This window comes from Streptomyces sp. NPDC047049 (assembly GCF_040643995.1).
Lineage (GTDB): Bacteria > Actinomycetota > Actinomycetes > Streptomycetales > Streptomycetaceae > Streptomyces > Streptomyces mooreae.
Genome location: NZ_JBEYVM010000001.1, coordinates 295,444 through 310,488, shown reverse-complemented (window position 1 = coordinate 310,488; position 15,045 = coordinate 295,444). Strand labels below are relative to the sequence as shown.

Annotated in this window: 18 protein-coding genes, 1 tRNA gene and 2 pseudogenes; 2 read left to right on the top strand and 19 right to left on the bottom strand. The window is 69.5% G+C overall.

Annotated features, from left to right (window positions below; all coding sequences use genetic code 11):
• The 16 genes and pseudogenes from ABZ851_RS01515 to ABZ851_RS01440 form a co-directional block, all read right to left on the bottom strand.
• The gene (locus ABZ851_RS01515; RefSeq protein ID WP_361120555.1) at window positions 1-888 is read right to left on the bottom strand and encodes a bifunctional DNA primase/polymerase; all 888 of its coding nucleotides are present in this window, start codon (window positions 886-888) and stop codon (window positions 1-3) included.
• Between the two features lie 114 nt (window positions 889-1,002).
• The gene (locus ABZ851_RS01510) at window positions 1,003-1,197 is read right to left on the bottom strand and encodes a hypothetical protein (protein ID WP_361121848.1); all 195 of its coding nucleotides are present in this window, start codon (window positions 1,195-1,197) and stop codon (window positions 1,003-1,005) included.
• The gene (locus tag ABZ851_RS01505; protein WP_361121845.1) at window positions 1,185-1,751 is read right to left on the bottom strand and encodes a hypothetical protein; all 567 of its coding nucleotides are present in this window, start codon (window positions 1,749-1,751) and stop codon (window positions 1,185-1,187) included. The genes ABZ851_RS01510 and ABZ851_RS01505 overlap by 13 nt, the downstream gene beginning before the upstream one ends.
• Window positions 1,726-2,103 (bottom strand): annotated as a pseudogene (locus ABZ851_RS01500) (DNA cytosine methyltransferase); the annotation flags it as partial. The gene ABZ851_RS01505 and the pseudogene ABZ851_RS01500, both read right to left, overlap by 26 nt.
• A 173-nt stretch (window positions 2,104-2,276) precedes the next feature.
• Window positions 2,277-2,747 carry a hypothetical protein gene (locus ABZ851_RS01495; RefSeq protein ID WP_361120552.1) on the bottom strand — a complete coding sequence of 157 codons (471 nt, stop codon included), beginning with the start codon at window positions 2,745-2,747 and terminating at the stop codon, window positions 2,277-2,279.
• Window positions 2,748-2,756: 9 nt separating this feature from the next.
• Complete coding sequence (locus ABZ851_RS01490; protein ID WP_361120550.1) at window positions 2,757-2,945, bottom strand: hypothetical protein; 189 nt, start codon at window positions 2,943-2,945, stop codon at window positions 2,757-2,759.
• A 33-nt stretch (window positions 2,946-2,978) separates the two neighbouring features.
• Window positions 2,979-3,230 (bottom strand): hypothetical protein, encoded by a 252-nt coding sequence (locus ABZ851_RS01485; RefSeq protein WP_361120547.1) that lies wholly within the window; start codon window positions 3,228-3,230, stop codon window positions 2,979-2,981.
• A gap of 140 nt (window positions 3,231-3,370) precedes the next feature.
• Window positions 3,371-5,575 (bottom strand): cell division protein FtsK, encoded by a 2,205-nt coding sequence (locus ABZ851_RS01480; RefSeq protein ID WP_361120544.1) that lies wholly within the window; start codon window positions 5,573-5,575, stop codon window positions 3,371-3,373.
• Window positions 5,576-5,697: 122 nt separating this feature from the next.
• The gene (locus tag ABZ851_RS01475; protein WP_361120541.1) at window positions 5,698-6,936 is read right to left on the bottom strand and encodes a hypothetical protein; all 1,239 of its coding nucleotides are present in this window, start codon (window positions 6,934-6,936) and stop codon (window positions 5,698-5,700) included.
• Window positions 6,933-7,598, bottom strand: coding sequence for a GGDEF domain-containing protein (locus ABZ851_RS01470; RefSeq protein WP_361120538.1), 666 nt, complete (start codon window positions 7,596-7,598; stop codon window positions 6,933-6,935). Before ABZ851_RS01470 ends, ABZ851_RS01475 begins: the two co-directional genes overlap by 4 nt.
• A complete protein-coding gene (locus tag ABZ851_RS01465; protein ID WP_361120535.1) occupies window positions 7,595-7,927 on the bottom strand; it encodes a hypothetical protein in 333 nt (110 codons plus the stop codon). The genes ABZ851_RS01470 and ABZ851_RS01465 overlap by 4 nt, the downstream gene beginning before the upstream one ends.
• Complete coding sequence (locus tag ABZ851_RS01460) at window positions 7,924-8,241, bottom strand: hypothetical protein (protein WP_361120532.1); 318 nt, start codon at window positions 8,239-8,241, stop codon at window positions 7,924-7,926. Before ABZ851_RS01460 ends, ABZ851_RS01465 begins: the two co-directional genes overlap by 4 nt.
• A gap of 88 nt (window positions 8,242-8,329) precedes the next feature.
• Entirely contained in the window at window positions 8,330-9,106 is a 777-nt protein-coding gene (locus ABZ851_RS01455; protein ID WP_361120529.1) for a DUF4097 family beta strand repeat-containing protein, read from the bottom strand.
• Window positions 9,107-9,244: 138 nt separating this feature from the next.
• Window positions 9,245-9,451 (bottom strand): hypothetical protein, encoded by a 207-nt coding sequence (locus ABZ851_RS01450; RefSeq protein WP_361120526.1) that lies wholly within the window; start codon window positions 9,449-9,451, stop codon window positions 9,245-9,247.
• A gap of 100 nt (window positions 9,452-9,551) precedes the next feature.
• Entirely contained in the window at window positions 9,552-9,932 is a 381-nt protein-coding gene (locus ABZ851_RS01445) for an RNase adapter RapZ (RefSeq protein ID WP_361120523.1), read from the bottom strand.
• A gap of 456 nt (window positions 9,933-10,388) precedes the next feature.
• Window positions 10,389-11,168, bottom strand: coding sequence for a GntR family transcriptional regulator (locus ABZ851_RS01440; RefSeq protein WP_361120520.1), 780 nt, complete (start codon window positions 11,166-11,168; stop codon window positions 10,389-10,391).
• Window positions 11,169-11,184: 16 nt separating this feature from the next.
• On the opposite strand from ABZ851_RS01440, the gene ABZ851_RS01435 reads away from it, so the two are divergent.
• Entirely contained in the window at window positions 11,185-11,646 is a 462-nt protein-coding gene (locus ABZ851_RS01435; RefSeq protein ID WP_361120516.1) for an NUDIX domain-containing protein, read from the top strand.
• A gap of 104 nt (window positions 11,647-11,750) precedes the next feature.
• Here ABZ851_RS01435 and ABZ851_RS01430 read toward each other — a convergent pair whose 3' ends face one another.
• The 3 genes and pseudogenes from ABZ851_RS01430 to ABZ851_RS01420 all read right to left on the bottom strand — a co-directional run bounded on the left by ABZ851_RS01430 (window position 11,751) and on the right by ABZ851_RS01420 (window position 14,517).
• A complete protein-coding gene (locus ABZ851_RS01430; protein ID WP_361120513.1) occupies window positions 11,751-12,557 on the bottom strand; it encodes a hypothetical protein in 807 nt (268 codons plus the stop codon).
• 756 nt (window positions 12,558-13,313) lie between these two features.
• Window positions 13,314-13,699, bottom strand: a pseudogene (locus ABZ851_RS01425) (tyrosine-type recombinase/integrase); the annotation flags it as partial.
• Window positions 13,700-13,923: 224 nt separating this feature from the next.
• Window positions 13,924-14,517 carry an NAD(P)H-dependent oxidoreductase gene (locus ABZ851_RS01420; RefSeq protein ID WP_361120510.1) on the bottom strand — a complete coding sequence of 198 codons (594 nt, stop codon included), beginning with the start codon at window positions 14,515-14,517 and terminating at the stop codon, window positions 13,924-13,926.
• Between the two features lie 441 nt (window positions 14,518-14,958).
• Between ABZ851_RS01420 and ABZ851_RS01415 the strand changes: the two genes are divergently transcribed.
• Window positions 14,959-15,032, top strand: a tRNA-Met gene (locus ABZ851_RS01415).
• The last annotated feature ends 13 nt before the right edge of the window (window positions 15,033-15,045 follow it).

Sequence of the window (15,045 nt, the reverse complement as noted above, 5' to 3'; positions counted from 1 at the left end):
TCACATCCCCAGTGCGGTGCGGGCGTTGGTCCACGCGTCGGTGCAGTGCCGGGGCGATTCGCCCTTGGCCTGCGCGGCGGTGAACAGCCGCGAGACGTGGGCTTCGGTGAGGCAGCCGCACCGGCCATGGGCGGACAGCACGGCGAGGAACGTCCGGTACACGGTCGTGTGGACCGCACTGGAGGCATCGGTGATGCGCTGCTCAGCCATGGCGATGCCCCGCTCCAGGTAGGCGGGCGTGCGGTGGTGGCACTCCCCGCCCCCGCCTCCTGGTGGCACGCTGACGGAAAACGGCGCCGGGCGGGCCGTCGAGGGTTCCTTCACGGTCAGGGCGCGGACGGCGTCCGGCAGGGCGGTCATGGTGCCGGTGCCGGGCCCGAGCCACCGGGCGTAGGACATGGTCGACTTGATGTCGACACCGGGTCGCACCGCGTTGGACGAGCCCATGGTGCCCCGGTAGATCCAGTGCTCACCGCGCATGGTGGGCACGGTGCGGGTGGCGGGGAGCGTGCGCCGGGCCCATGCGACGGCGTCGGCATCGTCCAGGTCGACGACGGCGAGCCCGGCCCCGCCGGGGTGGTAGGCGACGGCCGAGGCGTCACGCCACGCTTCCGCCCACTCCGGGGACGTGAGAACGGCGTGGTCGGTGGCGGCCGCGGCCCATGCGTGGCAGGGGCGGGGGCAGTGGCAGGGGCCGGGGGTCTTCATGTTCGGCCGGCCGCCGCAGGCGTTTCGGTGGCAGGCGAGACAATTGCCGAACGGCACTTTCCCCGCCCTCAGCGGCAGTACCGGCACACCGGCCGTGGCCAGGGCCAGAGCGGTGCGTAGGCGCTCCACGGGCGGGCGATTTGCACTGCGGAGCCGCGGGGGCTTGCAGTCTGCTGTCATGCTTGAGGTCTCCTGTTTCTGCGAAGGGACGGAGAACCGGGCTCCTGCCGGAAGACAGGCGGCCCGGCCGGGGCGGTCGCGGTCTTTGGCGAGAGGCGACCGCCCCGGGCGTATCTACGCGGCTGTGGCGTGTTCTTCAGCGCCTGCTGGGTGGAGCAGGGAGCGCAGGGCGTGAGTGGCCTGTTGCGGGACCACGCCGTTGCCGAGCGCCTTGAGCTGCGCGGAGCGAGACAGGCCGGGGACGGCGGTGACGTGCCCGGCAGGCAGGCCCATGAGCCATTCGACGAAGACGGGGCTCAGCCGTCCCACAGCGTCAACTGGCCCGGGGGCGGGGCGCTGGAGGACCGTTTCCCACCGCGCGACCGCTTCGGCGTACTCGCCCCACTCGGCGGGTCCTTCGGGAACGCGCTCAGCGCCACCTCGGGCAGATTCGCCGTTCCGGACTGCACCCGTCGGTGCGTCGCCTCCGTGCGAGAGACCGCGCCCTTCGTGCCATCCGTGGCCCGCGGGGTCGGCAGGAGCGAGCCCATCTCGGCGGCCAGGCTCTTGCCGTGCGTGCCCGCTTCCTGCGATGGGCTGCGCCTGGTCTGCCGATTCTCGTTCTCCGACGCGCGCGGGGTGGGCAGCAGCGAGACGACGTGACGCAGGTTCATCCCGCCCTGAGCCGCGTGTCCGGCTCCGGTGTTCTCCGAGGTCGACGGGGTCGGCAGGAGCGAGCCGACGGCGGTCGGAAGCTGCCCGCGCTGCCCGCCGCCCTTGAAGTCCCGTGCTGCCGGAGTCGGCAGGCCAGGCGAGGACGAATAGGCGGTTGCGCTGGTGGGCGGCGCCGACATCCGACGCGCGAAGAGTGCGCCAGAGCGCATCGAGCCCGAGGGCGGCAAGGTCGGCGAGCACGGTGTCGAATCCGAGGGAAAGGTGCCCTGCGACGTTCTCAAAGACCGCGAGCTGGGGTCGTAGAACGCGAAGGGCACGGGCGATGTGGGGCCAGATGTGCCGGGCATCGGCGGTCCCTTTCCGTTTGCCGGCGGAGCTGAACGGCTGGCACGGATAGCCGCCCAGCACGATGTCGACGGGCGGCACGTCCCGCCAGTCCAGGGCGGTGATGTCGCCGAGGTTGGGCACGTGCGGGTGGTGGTGGGCCAGGATGCGGGCAGCGCCCGGGTCGTTGTCGGCGACCCAGGCCAGAGAGCCGCCGAACACTTGCTGTACGGCCATGTCCAAGCCGCCGTATCCGGTGCACAGCGAGCCGAGCCGCAGCGCGGTGGGAGGGCTCATGCAGGGGTCTCCTGTTTTCGCGAAGGGACAGGGAAGCGGGCTCCTGCCGGAAGGCGGGCGGCCCGGCCGGGGCGGTCGCGGTCTTTGGCGAGAGGCGACCGCCCCGGGCGTAGTCAGTGGTGGAAGTGGTTGCGCTTGATGACGGCCTTGCGGATGTGGACCGTGGTGGTGCCGGCGCGGTGGCCGGTGGCGCTGAAGATCTGTACGGCGATCCAGCCGCCGAAGATAACGGCGGCTAGGACGATGAGCTGGTGGATGAGCGCGGCGAGCGCGGCGATGAACGTGGTCAGCAGGAACAGCCCGCCGCAGACGGCACCGAACCCGATGCCTCCGAGGGCGATGTTCGCTGCTGCCCGGGAGACGGCCGGCTTGGCCGCGACCGGTTCGGGCTTGGCGGCCTCGATGGCGTAGCCGGTCACGATCCGGCCGTTCGGGAGGACCACGCTTGCCACGGCGGGGACGCTGTCCGGCTGGAGGGGGACGAGCGGTGCGGTGGGCGCGGGTGTGATCGGTGTGGGGTGGTGGACCGTGACGGCCGCCTGATGATGCGCAGGTGGGCGGCGCGGCGCGGTGGGCTCGTTCATGGCGGGCTCCTACAGCTTGCTGGTGGCGTCGATGACGGCGTGGGTGAGCTGGTTGATGGGGCCGGAGGCGCCGGTGGAGGCGAGGAAGAAGCCGAACATCACGGCGATGAAGGCCGAGCCGTAGCCGAGGCTCTTGGAGCGCAGCAGGAAGAACAGGACCAGGCCGAAGAGGAAGACGAGGGAGAGGGTGATGGCCACGACGGGCTCCTTGGCGTGAGGTGGTGGAGGGTGTCAGCGGGTGCCGTCGCGGTGCAGGCGGGCGGCGACGTTGAACAGGTGACGGCCGACGCGGATGCGCTTGCGGTCGCCTCGGCAGCGGCGGCAGGTCTTGCCGGGGCGGAGCCGTCCGCGGCGGTCTTTCTTGAGCGCGTAGCCGAAGCCGCGGCACTTGTGGCAGTCGCCGAACGGCGAGACAGCACACAGAGCGGCATAACAGAGTGTGACTATCGCCAGGCAGGCGATAGTGAGCGCGGTGGGGGTCATGAACGGCCTCCGGGGCGGTTTTCGAGGGTTTCCGCAGGTGGGCCGCTATCCGCTAGCAGCCTGATCAGATGTGGTGTGGGGCGCTAGCGGGGCCGCTAACGTTAGCGAGGGTTACTGCTAGCGATAGCGGCCCCGCGGGCTCATCCGACGTCGCGGTTTCCGTCACGCTCCGCTACTGCGGCGACGATGTGGGCGCGTTCGATGCCGCGCCGGTTGACGACCTTGTCCTTGTCCTTGAGGCGGCGCCCGATCTGGACGGTGGCGATGCCGTAGGGCTTGAGAGCTGCGGTGAGCTGTTCGGCGGCCCACTCGCCGTAGACCTCGGGCCGCAGCTCGGCCAGGCGGGCCACGACGGTTTCGTTCCAGACCTTGGCCTCTTCGGCCGGGATCACGCCGAGCAGATCCCGCAGCAGGTCATACGCTGCCGCTTCGGTCTCCGGCTCCTCGCCCAGCGCGTGACCGGAGAGCAGGCCGGCGTCCTCACGAGCCTTGCGAGCTCGCAGCGAGATGGCCTCGGCGCCGACGCCATCGACGTAGACGGAGCCGACGATGCGGGCGTCGGAGCCTTCGCCGACGAAGTAGTGAATGCCCTTGTCGGCCCAGGAGAACATCGTGGCCCGCACGCCCCGCTTGTAGGCGGACGTGCCAAGCACCATGTCGTTCTCCAGCTGGCCCATGACCTTCAGGCACCAGCGGGCAGAGGCGTTCGCGGAGACGCCGGTGGGCAGCGCCTTGGCGTCGGGGCGCTGGGTGGCCAGCAGCAGCACGATCCCGGTCGCGGGACCGCGCTTGACCAGGTCGGTGGCGATCTCCTCGAACTCGTCCTTGTGCTTGGGGTGCTCGAAGAGGACTTGGCACTCGTCCACTCCGATCACGATCGGGTGGAGCCGCAGTTCCTTCTTGCTGGCCAGCTCGGAGGTCACCTTCGACTCCGGGCAGATGTCGCGCGGCAGGGAGCGGATCATCTTGGTGCGGCGCCGCAGCTCGGTGCGCAGGTCGCGGAAGTCGCGAAGCGTGTACTCGATCGCCTCGTCGTCGTCGCCGGCGGCGTGGCGGTGGGAGACGGCGTTGCCGACGGGGTCCAGGTCGCCGGTGCCCTTCATGTCGTAGGTGTGCAGCTCGGCCCGCGGATCCAGGGCGGCGATGAGCAGCAGCAGCCGCAGAAGGAACGTCTTGCCCATGCGGGGGATGGCGCCGATGATCCCCGCGATGTACATCAGCGTGACCTCAACCCAGCGTCCGCGCTGATCGGTTCCGAACGGCACCGGCTTGAACAGATCCACCGTCCCGGACTTGGCCAGCGGCCACGCAGGCTTCTTGGCCTTGGACATGTCCTGATCGCCCACCCACAGCACCAGGCGACCGGTGTGCTCGTCCGGCACCGCCTCGGGCCACACGCAGCCCAGCGGCCGGCGCAGACCCGAGGCCAGCTTGTCGCGCCGCTCGATCACGTCGGTGACCGTCACGCCGTAGGGAAGGTCCCCTTCGGCGCGCCAGCCGGGGCCGTCGCGGGTGATGGGCGCGGTGAACGTGAACCCCTCCCGCCCCTTGGACTGTGCTTGGTTGATCGCCGGGATACCCAGCGCTCCCAGCGCCCGCAGGACAATGTCCGAGGTGAGCTTCTGGGCCTTGGGCAGCTCCACCGCCCGGTTGATGACCGGGGCATCGGCCGCGTCCCCGGCCCAGCCCAGGGCCAGCACCACCGCGCCCACCGACACCGCCATCAGCCAGGCCGGGGCCAGCACATACAGCGCCAGCGCCGCCCCCAGACCGATGAACGACGCCAGAATGACCACCAGGGTGCGCAGGCGCACGCGGCCGTCACGCTGGCGGGAGAGCTTGAGGTAGGTGGCAGCGTCCTCCTTGGTCACCATGGCCCGGCGCACCGGGTCGCCTTCCGCATCGGAGGCCCAACGCATCGTGCCACCGAGGAACTTCGCGGCACCGCGCGGCGCCTGGAAGGCCAGGCGGGCGGCGTAGACCGGGGTGCGCAGGGCGTGGTAGCCGGTCATGTGGCCGTAGTGGCCAGCGACCCAGGCGGCAGCGATCTTCAGTTCGTCGGTGGACTTCAGCCACTCCGGGACGATCGCCCGGCGCTTGGCGCCCATCAGCCTCCCCAGGTAGCCGGGGCCCTTGACGTCGGGGCCGTCCACCAGCACGCGGGCGGACGGATCCGGCTCCGCCGGGCGGTCGGTCGGCTCGGAGGCGGGCGATTCGTCGGCCGCACCGCGGGCGGAGCGGGCCTTGCCCAGGTCCACCACCTCCGCGCCCTCCTGGTGGGCGGTGTCGGCGGCCATGTCGGCTTCCAGCCGGTTGAACAGTTCGCGGTCGTCGTCGTGATTCACTGCTGCTTCCTTCCGGAAACGGGAGGTGGAAGGGGCCCGGACGGCGCTTTGGCCGGCAGACGTCCGGGCCCCGTTGAAACGAGAACGGGCAGTTCAGAGCTGGTTGGGCTGTTGTGCGGCCATCACCGTGCCGCGGCTGCGGGCACCAGGTGCAGGCCCTGGCGGGCGGCGGTGGCGCGGCGTTCGTCTACGGCCTTGATGCGCTTGCGGGCCCAGCCTTCGGAGAAGCCGAACTCCCGGCCCAGCGCGGCCGGGCCGATCGGCGTTCCGGCGTCCAGGGACTGCGCGTACGCCTCCTCGGCGCGCTGGCGCGTACGCTCCAGCTCCGCTTCCTCGTACGCCTTGTCCGACGCGGCCCGCGCGGCCGTACGGGCGGGCCGTACGGGCGGTGTACGGGTCGGCTTCGGAGGTTGGGGCGTACGGGGCTTGACCTGCTCGTACGGCCCGTTCGCGGGCTCGTCCGTACGGGGGCCGGTGAACAGCTCCAGCGAGGGAAGCGGCCCGGCGTCGGCGTGCTCGGTGACGAGCTGGGCGACCTTCCCGGCGCGCTTGGTGTGGCGCTTGAGCTCCCGGCGGGTGACGCCGGGTTCGGCAGCGTGGACCATCCGCCACGCGGTCTCCCACGCACGGGCCTCATCCATCGGCGGAACGGTGGCCCACCGCAGCCGGGTTGCGGCGCGGTGCACCTTGCGGTGGTGACGCCGCCGACGCCGGTTGTGCCGGATCTCCTCCGGGCTGGCGTCGGTGTCGTCCTCGGAGACCGACAGGCGGTAGGTCTCGTACGCCACCGGCGCGGCCAGCGAACCGACCGCGGCGACCACGCCGAAGCCGAAACCCCACATCTCCGCGCCGTGCGCCAGGTTGATCCCGGCGGCCACCAGGGCGGCCGACCAGGTTCCGGCTCGGTGGACGCCGGCGGACAGGCCGCGCTGTTCGCGGCGCTGGCCCTGGATGGCGAACATCCACGTCAGGGACTCCAGCGACACCCCGCCGGCCACGGCCATCGGCCACGCCCAGCGGCTGCCCAGGAAGTCGATCTGCGCGGGCAGCGCCACCGACACGAACAGCGCGATGACCGCGACGGTCACTAGCGTCACGCGGTGCGCGCCCATCTGCCCGCCGATCCGAGCAAATGCGGCCCGGCGCCGCTCCCGGCGGGCCGCCGCGTTCTCCTCGCGCTCCTGGCGCCGCTCGCGGCGGGCCTGGGCCGCGGCTTCCTGCCGGACGCGTTCGACTTCCACGTCGGCCTTGCCGGTCGCGGCGGCGGCCTGGGCCCGCAGCAGGTCGGCTTCGGCGTTGGCCTTGGCGACGGTGGCCGCGTCCATCTGCCGCGCGCCCCGCGCACTGTAGATCTGGCTCACGGCGCCCCTCCTTCGAGGCTGTGGTCCGCGCTGGTGCCGCGGCGGCCATCCCGACGGCCGTTGACCGTCCGGTACGCGGGAGAGGCGTTGTCGGCTCCGGCCCTCCAGCCGCCGCCGGTCTGCTTGGCGCCGTACATGACCTCATCCGCACACCGCATCAGCCGCGACAGGTCCGCCGCGCGGGTGTCCCGCTGGGCACGGACGACCCCGGCGGAGAACCCCACCCACAGCACGTGGCCCTCGAACTCCACCGGCGCGCGCAGCTGCTCCGCCAGGTCGTCCATGGCCTGACGGAGCCCCCGCAGGCTGTAGCAGCAGATCGAGGCGGCGAACTCGTCACCGCCCAGACGTCCGGCGACACCGCGGTAGAAGGTGCTCCACCGCGCCAGGCGCCGGCCCGTCACGGCGATCACCGCATCCCCGACCGCATGGCCGTAGGTGTCGTTGATCTGCTTGAAGCCGTCCAGGTCGAGGACCATCACCGCCCGCGGGCACACGCCCAGCGTCTTACGGGCGTGCTCCTCGAACGGCTGGCGCGTCCACAGTCCCGACAGCGGGTCGCGGCGCGCCGCCTCGATCCGGCGGCGCAGCTTCAGTGAGTGCAGGGACCATCCAGCCGCCACCGGCAACGCGGCGGCCAGGGCCGTCAGAGTCTGGCTCATGCCGCCACCTCGCCCGCGTTGTCCTGGTGGCTGTGGCTGTGGCTGTAGGCGGTCAGGCGCAGACGGACGCCGGTGTGGTCGGTCTCCGCCTGCAGCACCCTGGTCTGCCCACCGCTCTGCTCCGCGTACGACACCGAATCCGCCTCGATGCCCAGAGCCGAGCGCCACGCCTCGAACGCGCCGAAGTCGTCGTGGCTGACGAGCTCCAGCGTGTTCGGGAAGATCGTGGACACGTCCACGTTCACGGCCGGCAGGCCGGCGAAGTCCGCGGCCAGCAGCCGCAGCAGCCCAAGCGGTGCGGCCAGGTCGTTCATGGTCAAGAAGCTCATGCCGCCGCCCCCGTCCCCGCGGAACGGCCGGTGGTGCGGGTGGCGCGCAGGAACGGCACCGTGCGGGTCAGCGCGTCGGCGTACAGCGCGTCCCACGCGGCGATCTCGTCCCCGCCCTCCCCCTCGGCAGCCAGGTCCGCGATGACCTCCCGGGCCACATCCAGCCGCGCCGCCCGCTCCTGGGGGGACTCGGCGGCCAGCGGGCCACGGAACAGGTCACGGTCGATACCGGCGGGCAGCTCATCGAAACCGAGCGCCAGTTCCTCGAACTCGGCCGGGCTGGCGGCCTGGTGTGTGCCGATGTACGTACGCATCTCGGTGCTCTCCTTTGGAGCGAAGGGAGCCGGGGCGGCCTCGGTCTTTGGCGAGAGGCGGCCGCCCCGGCGGGAGGGAAGGTTTGGGTCAGCGAGTGCGGACGTCGCCGCTGACGCTGTGGGCGCTGACGCGCAGGCCGCGTCCGCCGCTAACGGTCACGTCGCCGGAGACGGTGGTGGCGCGCAGCGCGCCGGAGGCCTTGAGCGTGGCGTGTACGTTCACGTCGCCCGACGTGGTGTTCAGCTCGGCGTTGCTGCCGCTGTACAGGTCCACGGCGATGTCACCGGAGACCGAGCGGGCCACCATCTGCTCCGCCACGCGCCACACGGTCACGTCGCCGGAGGTGGTTGACGCGTTCACGGTCCGGGCCCCGTCGACCTGCAAGTCGCCGGAGGTGGAGCGGAACTCCATACGCTCCACATCACCGTCCACGACAGCGTCGGCGGATGTGGAGACCACGGCGAGGGAGGAGTTGGCCGGCAGGGCCACCCGGGCCTCAATCGGGCTGACCGTCGTCATTGTGTCCGCGCCACCGCCCGTGATCACGCGGCCGTTGATGATGGTGATGCCGGTGACCGACCCGTAGACGGTGCCCATGCTCTGCGTGATCCGGTTGCCCTGGACGCTCTGCATCATCACGTTGCCGGGGATCTTGGGGACCTCTACCGCGATGGCCTGGCCGTTCTCGGTGATGCGGGCCGCGTTGACCGCGTCAGCGGCCGGCCCCGAGGTGTCGGCGGTCCGCAGCGTCACGCGGGCGCTGGTGAGGTTGTCGATGACCTGCACGTGGACGCTGCCCATGGGCAGGTCCAGCCCCAGGACGACGGGGCCGGTGGAGCGGGAAGTGAAGGTGCGCTCAGTCATGGCTGATCTCCTGATTCGCGAAGGAAGGGCCGGGGCGGTCGCGGTCTTGTGGCGAGAGGCGACCGCCCCGGAAGGTGCGTGGATACGGCTACTTGTGTCCGCGCCAGGACTGGCCGCGGCGTTGGATGCCGGGGGGCGTCAGAAGGAACGCGAGATGGTGCCGTGGCTGTCGCCCTCGATGACGGTCATCCCGTTGCCGGAGTAGGTCCGGCTGCTGGTGTCCTCTCCGCCGTGGGTGCCGCCGTCGTGGATGTCGCCGTTGAGGGCGACCGGGCCGGAGGCGCCGGAGATGGTCGTCCCGCTGATGTCGCCGTGGTGGTCGCCGTTGACGGTGATCCTGGCCATGTCTGCTCCTTTGGTGAGGCGGCCGGTGGTGGCCGCAGCGCCCCGGCCGGGAGTCGAACCCGGCCTACGACCATCAGGGCGAACATGCAGGTGAGGGGCTTCAGCGCTGGACGACGGGGCGGTGAAGGTCCCGGTGCGTGACCGTGACCTGGTGGCCCGCCAGCCGCAGCAGATCGGCCAGCACGAGAGCGAAGGTCGGGGCGCGGTGTCGCCCGCCGGCGCAGCCATCGGCGACGATCACCGTTCCGGCACTCGGACCGGCGGCGAACGCGCCGACCGCCGTCGCGGTGGCCGCGACCAGCTCCGGAATGCCGGGGGTGCCCAGCACGGCGGCACGTACCGGCTCGTCCTCGGCGGTCATGTACCGCAGCTCCGGCGACACGTGCGGGTCACGAAAGTGGCGCCGCAAATCGAGGGTCAGGTGGGCGGCAGGCGGCGCGTCGTGCAGGTAGCCGAACGAGACGATCTCAACAGTGCTCATCAGGGCTCCTCAGAAGCGAAGGGGGTATTCCGGCTCCCCTCAACCCCGCCCGTATGGCAGCGAGCCAGACGGGCGGGGGAGGCAACCGGCCGCCGCAACGGAAGCGACGGATGGGTGTGGTGGTGCGTGTCTCCTTCAGGCAAGCAACTCCCGTACGAGGTAGAGCCGTTGTGCCTGGCGAAGGCGTATGGAGACATGACCTTTCGGTCTAAGCCCTCCGGTGAATGACAAGGCGCCGGGCCGCCTCCCCCCGTCCGCTGCGGGGCTCCTGGGTGGTGCACCTGGGCGCCGGTGAAGGCGTCCAGGCAGGCAATGCACGGGGCAGATGACCCCTGAACTCCTGCACTCATGCACTTATGTGCAGGAGTTGCTGCCATGAGAATGCCCAACTCCTGTACATGAGTCAACCCGCCGCGAGAGCTTTCTTCGCGACGGGCTGGAGGAGATGAGGCTTCGTCAGTCTCCGGCGGGGATGCGGTAGTCGAGAACGAACTGGTCAGCGGCCATGACGGTGTCGCAGACCTCGACCACCCGGCCGTCCTCGCTCTCCGCGTTCCGGACCAGGTGGATCACGGGCGAGCCGGGGCTCAGGCTCAGGGCGCTGGTCTCCTGCTTCGTGGCGAGCCGGGCGCGAACGGTCTCCGTGAACTCCTTCAGCATGTGCCCGTTCTCTTCCAAACGGGCGTAGATGCCGCCGCCCCCAGGGTTCTCCGCGAGTAGCTCGGGGATGTCCTCGGCGATGTCCCACGGAAGGTACGACGTCGCCTCCTCCGTGGGTGTCCCGTTGCTGAAGTACAGACGCCGACGCGCCAGCACCTTCGTGCCGGTGATCACGCCCAGCCGTTCCGCGATCTCCTCCGGTGCCTCGGTGGGGCCGACGTACAGCACGGTGACGCCCGCCGTCTTCCCGGCCTGCTCGGACTCCGCGAGGTAGGCGGCCTTGCCGGCCTTGCGGTGGGACCGGCGGAAGCGGTCGGACGACTTACGGCGTACCGGCGGCTGGCTCTTCACGAACGAGCCCTTGCCGTGGTGGGTGTCGATCAAGCCGGTGGGCCGGAGCTCTGCCACGGCCTTACGGGCCGTGCCCTGGGAGACGGAGTAGCGAGCCATGAGCTCCGACTCACTGGGAACCTTGGTTCCAGGGGCGAGGACTCCGGACCTGATCTGCTGAGTCAGGTCTTCCGCGATCTGTAGGTACCGTGGCTGACCTGAGTCTCTAGAGGCTGCTGTGCCCATGTCCTTCAGTCCTCCTATGCTCCTGTACATGAGTAACGCTAACCGGGAAGGCCGGTCAATGTCGCTTCACTCGGTTTCGGTGGCCGGAGTGGTGGTCCGCGAGGACGGCCGCGTTCTCGTGATCAAGCGCGCTGACAATGGCGCCTGGGAGGCCCCGGGCGGCGTCCTCGAACTGGACGAACGCCCTGAGGACGGCGCCTGCCGAGAGGTCTTGGAAGAGACCGGCATCAAGGTCGAGACGGAGCGCCTGACCGGCGTCTACAAGAACATGAATCGCGGCGTCGTCGCCCTGGTCTTCCGCTGCCGGGTGGTGGGCGGCGAAGAGCGCACGTCAGACGAGTCCGTTGACGTGCACTGGTTCAGCCGCGACGAGGTTGAGAGCCACATGGTGGAGGCGTACGCGGTACGAGTCCTCGATGCGCTCGATTCTGGGGAACCGCAGGTGCGTGCCCATGATGGCCGTCGTTTGCTGAACTAGCTCTGCGGGTGGCTATGAGGTGCGGGAGATGCGGAGCTCGTGCGAGTACGCGCGAGCACCCGGAGTCGTGAGCCGAAAATCGGGGGGACGCCCACGCGTCCTCGCTAGGGCCCGTCCGGTCGATTAGGCGGCTGCTTGAACCTCCGCATAATGACCCATACGCCGATGCCTCTAAACAAATCGGTAGGAGCGCTAGCGAACTGTTCTGGCGTAGGTGTGGCGCCCTCAGAGTCGTTCTCCAGCTGGCGGATAGCGTCCAGCTCCCATGGCTCCAGCTCGCCTTCCCTGATCGCCTGGCCACCGGCGATGATCATCTCAAGATGGAACGCCAGCGCCTCCGGCGTTCTGGGGGGTTGGTCAGGGTCTTCCGAGTTCGCCAATGGGAGCAGCGCATCGGCTCTCTCGAATAGGGGCCGCGCCTTGGCGACGATGAGATCTCTGTCGAAGTAACCGGTGTACAGGGCTTCTGCAAGAGCATCTAGGAGATCGCGCCGGCTGGGCCGTGTCCCTAGCCGCGGATCGTCCACATCAGACATGACCCAGGCCGCGATCTTCCGCGCCCAAGCCTTTGTGCGCCGAGGGTCACCGACCCATGTCTGAAGAGCGCGAAGCGCCTGATCGGTCGATACCCATTCGTCGCCACCGTAGAGCCAGAGTGACAGGGGAACCGAGGCAAGATCGGAGAGGCGGGGAGTGCTGACGCGTTCTCTCAGCAGGGCTATGAACAGAAAGCGTTGGTTCGCCGAATGAAGGGCCTTCTCTGAGCCGTTCGGCCCGGTACGGCGTCGCTGAGGCTTCCCAAGCAGCCCCTTAGAGACCCAGTCGTGCACGAGGCGAGACGTCGCGCGGTAGCCAGCGGCTGTTGCGTCCTCAACGAGATCGTCGATGGTGCCAGGCTCAGTGAACTCCATGACGTGAGCGTAGTTAAAAACCTAGATCAACTTGCCGTAGTTAGCGCCAAGTTGGCCTCTGGACCAGTGGCTGTCGTGCTGGTCATCAGATCATCGAGCCTGTCGAATCCCCCGCTGCTGGCTGGAAATTACATCGCCGACGCCTCGAAATTACATCGGTCCTGCGTCCTCAAGCTGTATGTCCGGGGCGCCTCAGCTCCTAGGCTCGGAGAAGAGCTCAGGGGACCGCCGAAGGCTCGAACTCGCCAGTGCTGCCGTCGACGGTTCCCTGATGGCACCACACGTCTGACAAGGAGACCGATGAGTAGTACCGCCCCCGACTGTAGGGCACCTATCCAGAAGCGTCACCAGAGGAAAGCTAGGCGCAGGTACGGGCGCCTCATTGGGCTTAGCGCCCTACGCGGGGCGGCCTCGGCCCTCGGATCGGCAGTGATCAGCGCTGTGCTGTGGTGGATGCAGTACCGCTGACGCTCGGCGGAGGGGCGAGGGGTCGGCAGGGGAGCCTCGAATGCCATGGCTGACATCAACAGCTGACATCAACACGGGCGCACAACGTCAGACGTGAGCGCCCTGGCACGCCTATGTTGCGGCTGTCGATTGCCTGCCACCATCCGCTGATCTGTCTGCGGCACCCGCCTACGGATCAGAAGGTTGCAGGTTCGAATCCTGCCGAGCGCACAGCAGGTCAAAGCCCCCGCCGGGTCACCCGGACGGGGGCTTTGTCGTGCCGTACGGCAGTGAAGCGCAGCAACCGGGTCAGCCGGTGCCACCCATCGCCCCGAAGAGCTTGGCAAGCGCCGAGCGCACCTCGTCCTCACTCGCCCCGGCGTAGCCCTCCATCGTCATCGCGATCTGCGAGTGCCGCAGGATCCGCTGCGCCACGTTGGGGTACACGCCGAGGGCGGCGAGGAGTGAGCTGCAGGTGTGCCGGGTGTTCGCAACGGGATCACGCGCAGGCCTGTGCGACGGGCGCGGAGAGCGAACATCCGGGTGAGGTTCCCCGGCTCGATCGGGGTGCCGTACTTCGTCGTGAAGACCAGCCCGTGGCGGTCCTGCCAGAGATCACCGGCCGACTTCCGGTCCCCGAACTGCTGAGCGCGTCGCATCCGGAGCGCCTTGAGGCAGAGCCCGGGCAGTGGCAGGTGCCACTCGTTCAGATTCCGGGCAGCTCACCAGCCTGCCCGAGTTGCCGGCAAGCGTACGGCCCCCTGATCATGCTCGACCCCCAAACCGGGCAGGCCACCGGCCAAAGCCGCTCCACCGGACTGCCCCCGACGGCCCGTCCGTTCAGCAGGGGGACTGCGACTCCGGGTACCTGCCGACTGCACCGCCGTGCAGCCGTGCCTGCCCGAACTGCGTGGTGGTGTCAGGTCATCAGCGCGGCGGCTTGCTGACGTGCCTGGCGCAGCCAGGATGCGCGCAATTCGTCAGTCGAGTCGGTGACCGTACGGAAGACGATTCGGCGGACGTCGGCGACGCCTACGTACGGCAGGACGCATGCCGCCCAGATCCTTTGCAGCGGGTCGCCGAACTCACTCTCTTCGCGCTCGGCAGGGGTGTCGGAGGTGTTCAGAACGAGCGCCCGGCCGGCCTTCAGCAGCCCTGCGGGTTCCCCGTCCGCGGTGCCCAGCTTGTACGCGACACCGGGTGCGAGCACACGCTGCACCCAGCCTGTGAGGACGGCGGGCGGCATGCCCCACCAGTTCGGATGGACCAACACTATGGCATCAAGGGTGGCCACCTCCGACCGGTGCAACTCCACCTGCACGTCGCGGGCGGGGGTGGCTGACTGGACCGTCTCCGTCTCGCCGGCGGTCAGCACCGGGGCGAATCCCTCGGCGTAGAGGTCGTGCGCGAGTACGTGACACCCCCGGTCGCGCAGTTCCTCCACGACGGCAGTGAACACCGCGTGGTTGAAGCTGCCCGGACACGGGTGCGCGAGGTAGACCCCGATGCGCATGGTTCCTCCCTGATCGATGGCCGGTCCTCCCCGACTATGCCCTGCTTGGTGCTGCAACGGCTCCAACGCTGTCCACGACCCATTGGTAGCCCGGATCTGACCCAGCCGGACCGCTGTATGGCGGCGAAGCGCAGCAAGCGGGTCACAGTGCCGGTGTCACCCCGGCCATGGAGCAGCCCTGGCGGACGGGGGCGGGGGGCTTCAGGGGTGTGCAGTCGATGAGTCCGGTGAGTGGGTGGTCGGCGGTTCGGGAGGCGTCGAGGCGGGGCGACGTCCAGGGTGAGGGCGTTGCACGGCGTGGTGGCCAAGGGGCGCCGGGGCAGAGTTGCTGCAACTGGTCTGAGGTGGTGGTGAGTTGAGTGGGTGCGGCCTGGGTGGGGGGAGCGGTGGGGGAAACGATTAGGCATTGGTGGAGGAGTGGCGTAATGTTCAGTTCACCGACGCGGGGTGGAGCAGCTCGGTAGCTCGCTGGGCTCATAACCCAGAGGTCGCAGGTTCAAATCCTGTCCCCGCTACTGATAGCCGCAG

Coding starts and splice junctions, on each gene's coding strand:
- ABZ851_RS01515 (WP_361120555.1), bottom strand. CDS start 888: ATGACAGCAGACTGCAAGCCCCCGCGGCTCCGCAGTGCAAATCGCCCG.
- ABZ851_RS01505 (WP_361121845.1), bottom strand. CDS start 1,751: ATGCGCTCTGGCGCACTCTTCGCGCGTCGGATGTCGGCGCCGCCCACC.
- ABZ851_RS01495 (WP_361120552.1), bottom strand. CDS start 2,747: ATGAACGAGCCCACCGCGCCGCGCCGCCCACCTGCGCATCATCAGGCG.
- ABZ851_RS01485 (WP_361120547.1), bottom strand. CDS start 3,230: ATGACCCCCACCGCGCTCACTATCGCCTGCCTGGCGATAGTCACACTC.
- ABZ851_RS01470 (WP_361120538.1), bottom strand. CDS start 7,598: ATGAGCCAGACTCTGACGGCCCTGGCCGCCGCGTTGCCGGTGGCGGCT.
- ABZ851_RS01465 (WP_361120535.1), bottom strand. CDS start 7,927: ATGAGCTTCTTGACCATGAACGACCTGGCCGCACCGCTTGGGCTGCTG.
- ABZ851_RS01460 (WP_361120532.1), bottom strand. CDS start 8,241: ATGCGTACGTACATCGGCACACACCAGGCCGCCAGCCCGGCCGAGTTC.
- ABZ851_RS01455 (WP_361120529.1), bottom strand. CDS start 9,106: ATGACTGAGCGCACCTTCACTTCCCGCTCCACCGGCCCCGTCGTCCTG.
- ABZ851_RS01450 (WP_361120526.1), bottom strand. CDS start 9,451: ATGGCCAGGATCACCGTCAACGGCGACCACCACGGCGACATCAGCGGG.
- ABZ851_RS01445 (WP_361120523.1), bottom strand. CDS start 9,932: ATGAGCACTGTTGAGATCGTCTCGTTCGGCTACCTGCACGACGCGCCG.
- ABZ851_RS01440 (WP_361120520.1), bottom strand. CDS start 11,168: ATGGGCACAGCAGCCTCTAGAGACTCAGGTCAGCCACGGTACCTACAG.
- ABZ851_RS01435 (WP_361120516.1), top strand. CDS start 11,185: ATGCTCCTGTACATGAGTAACGCTAACCGGGAAGGCCGGTCAATGTCG.
- ABZ851_RS01430 (WP_361120513.1), bottom strand. CDS start 12,557: ATGGAGTTCACTGAGCCTGGCACCATCGACGATCTCGTTGAGGACGCA.
- ABZ851_RS01420 (WP_361120510.1), bottom strand. CDS start 14,517: ATGCGCATCGGGGTCTACCTCGCGCACCCGTGTCCGGGCAGCTTCAAC.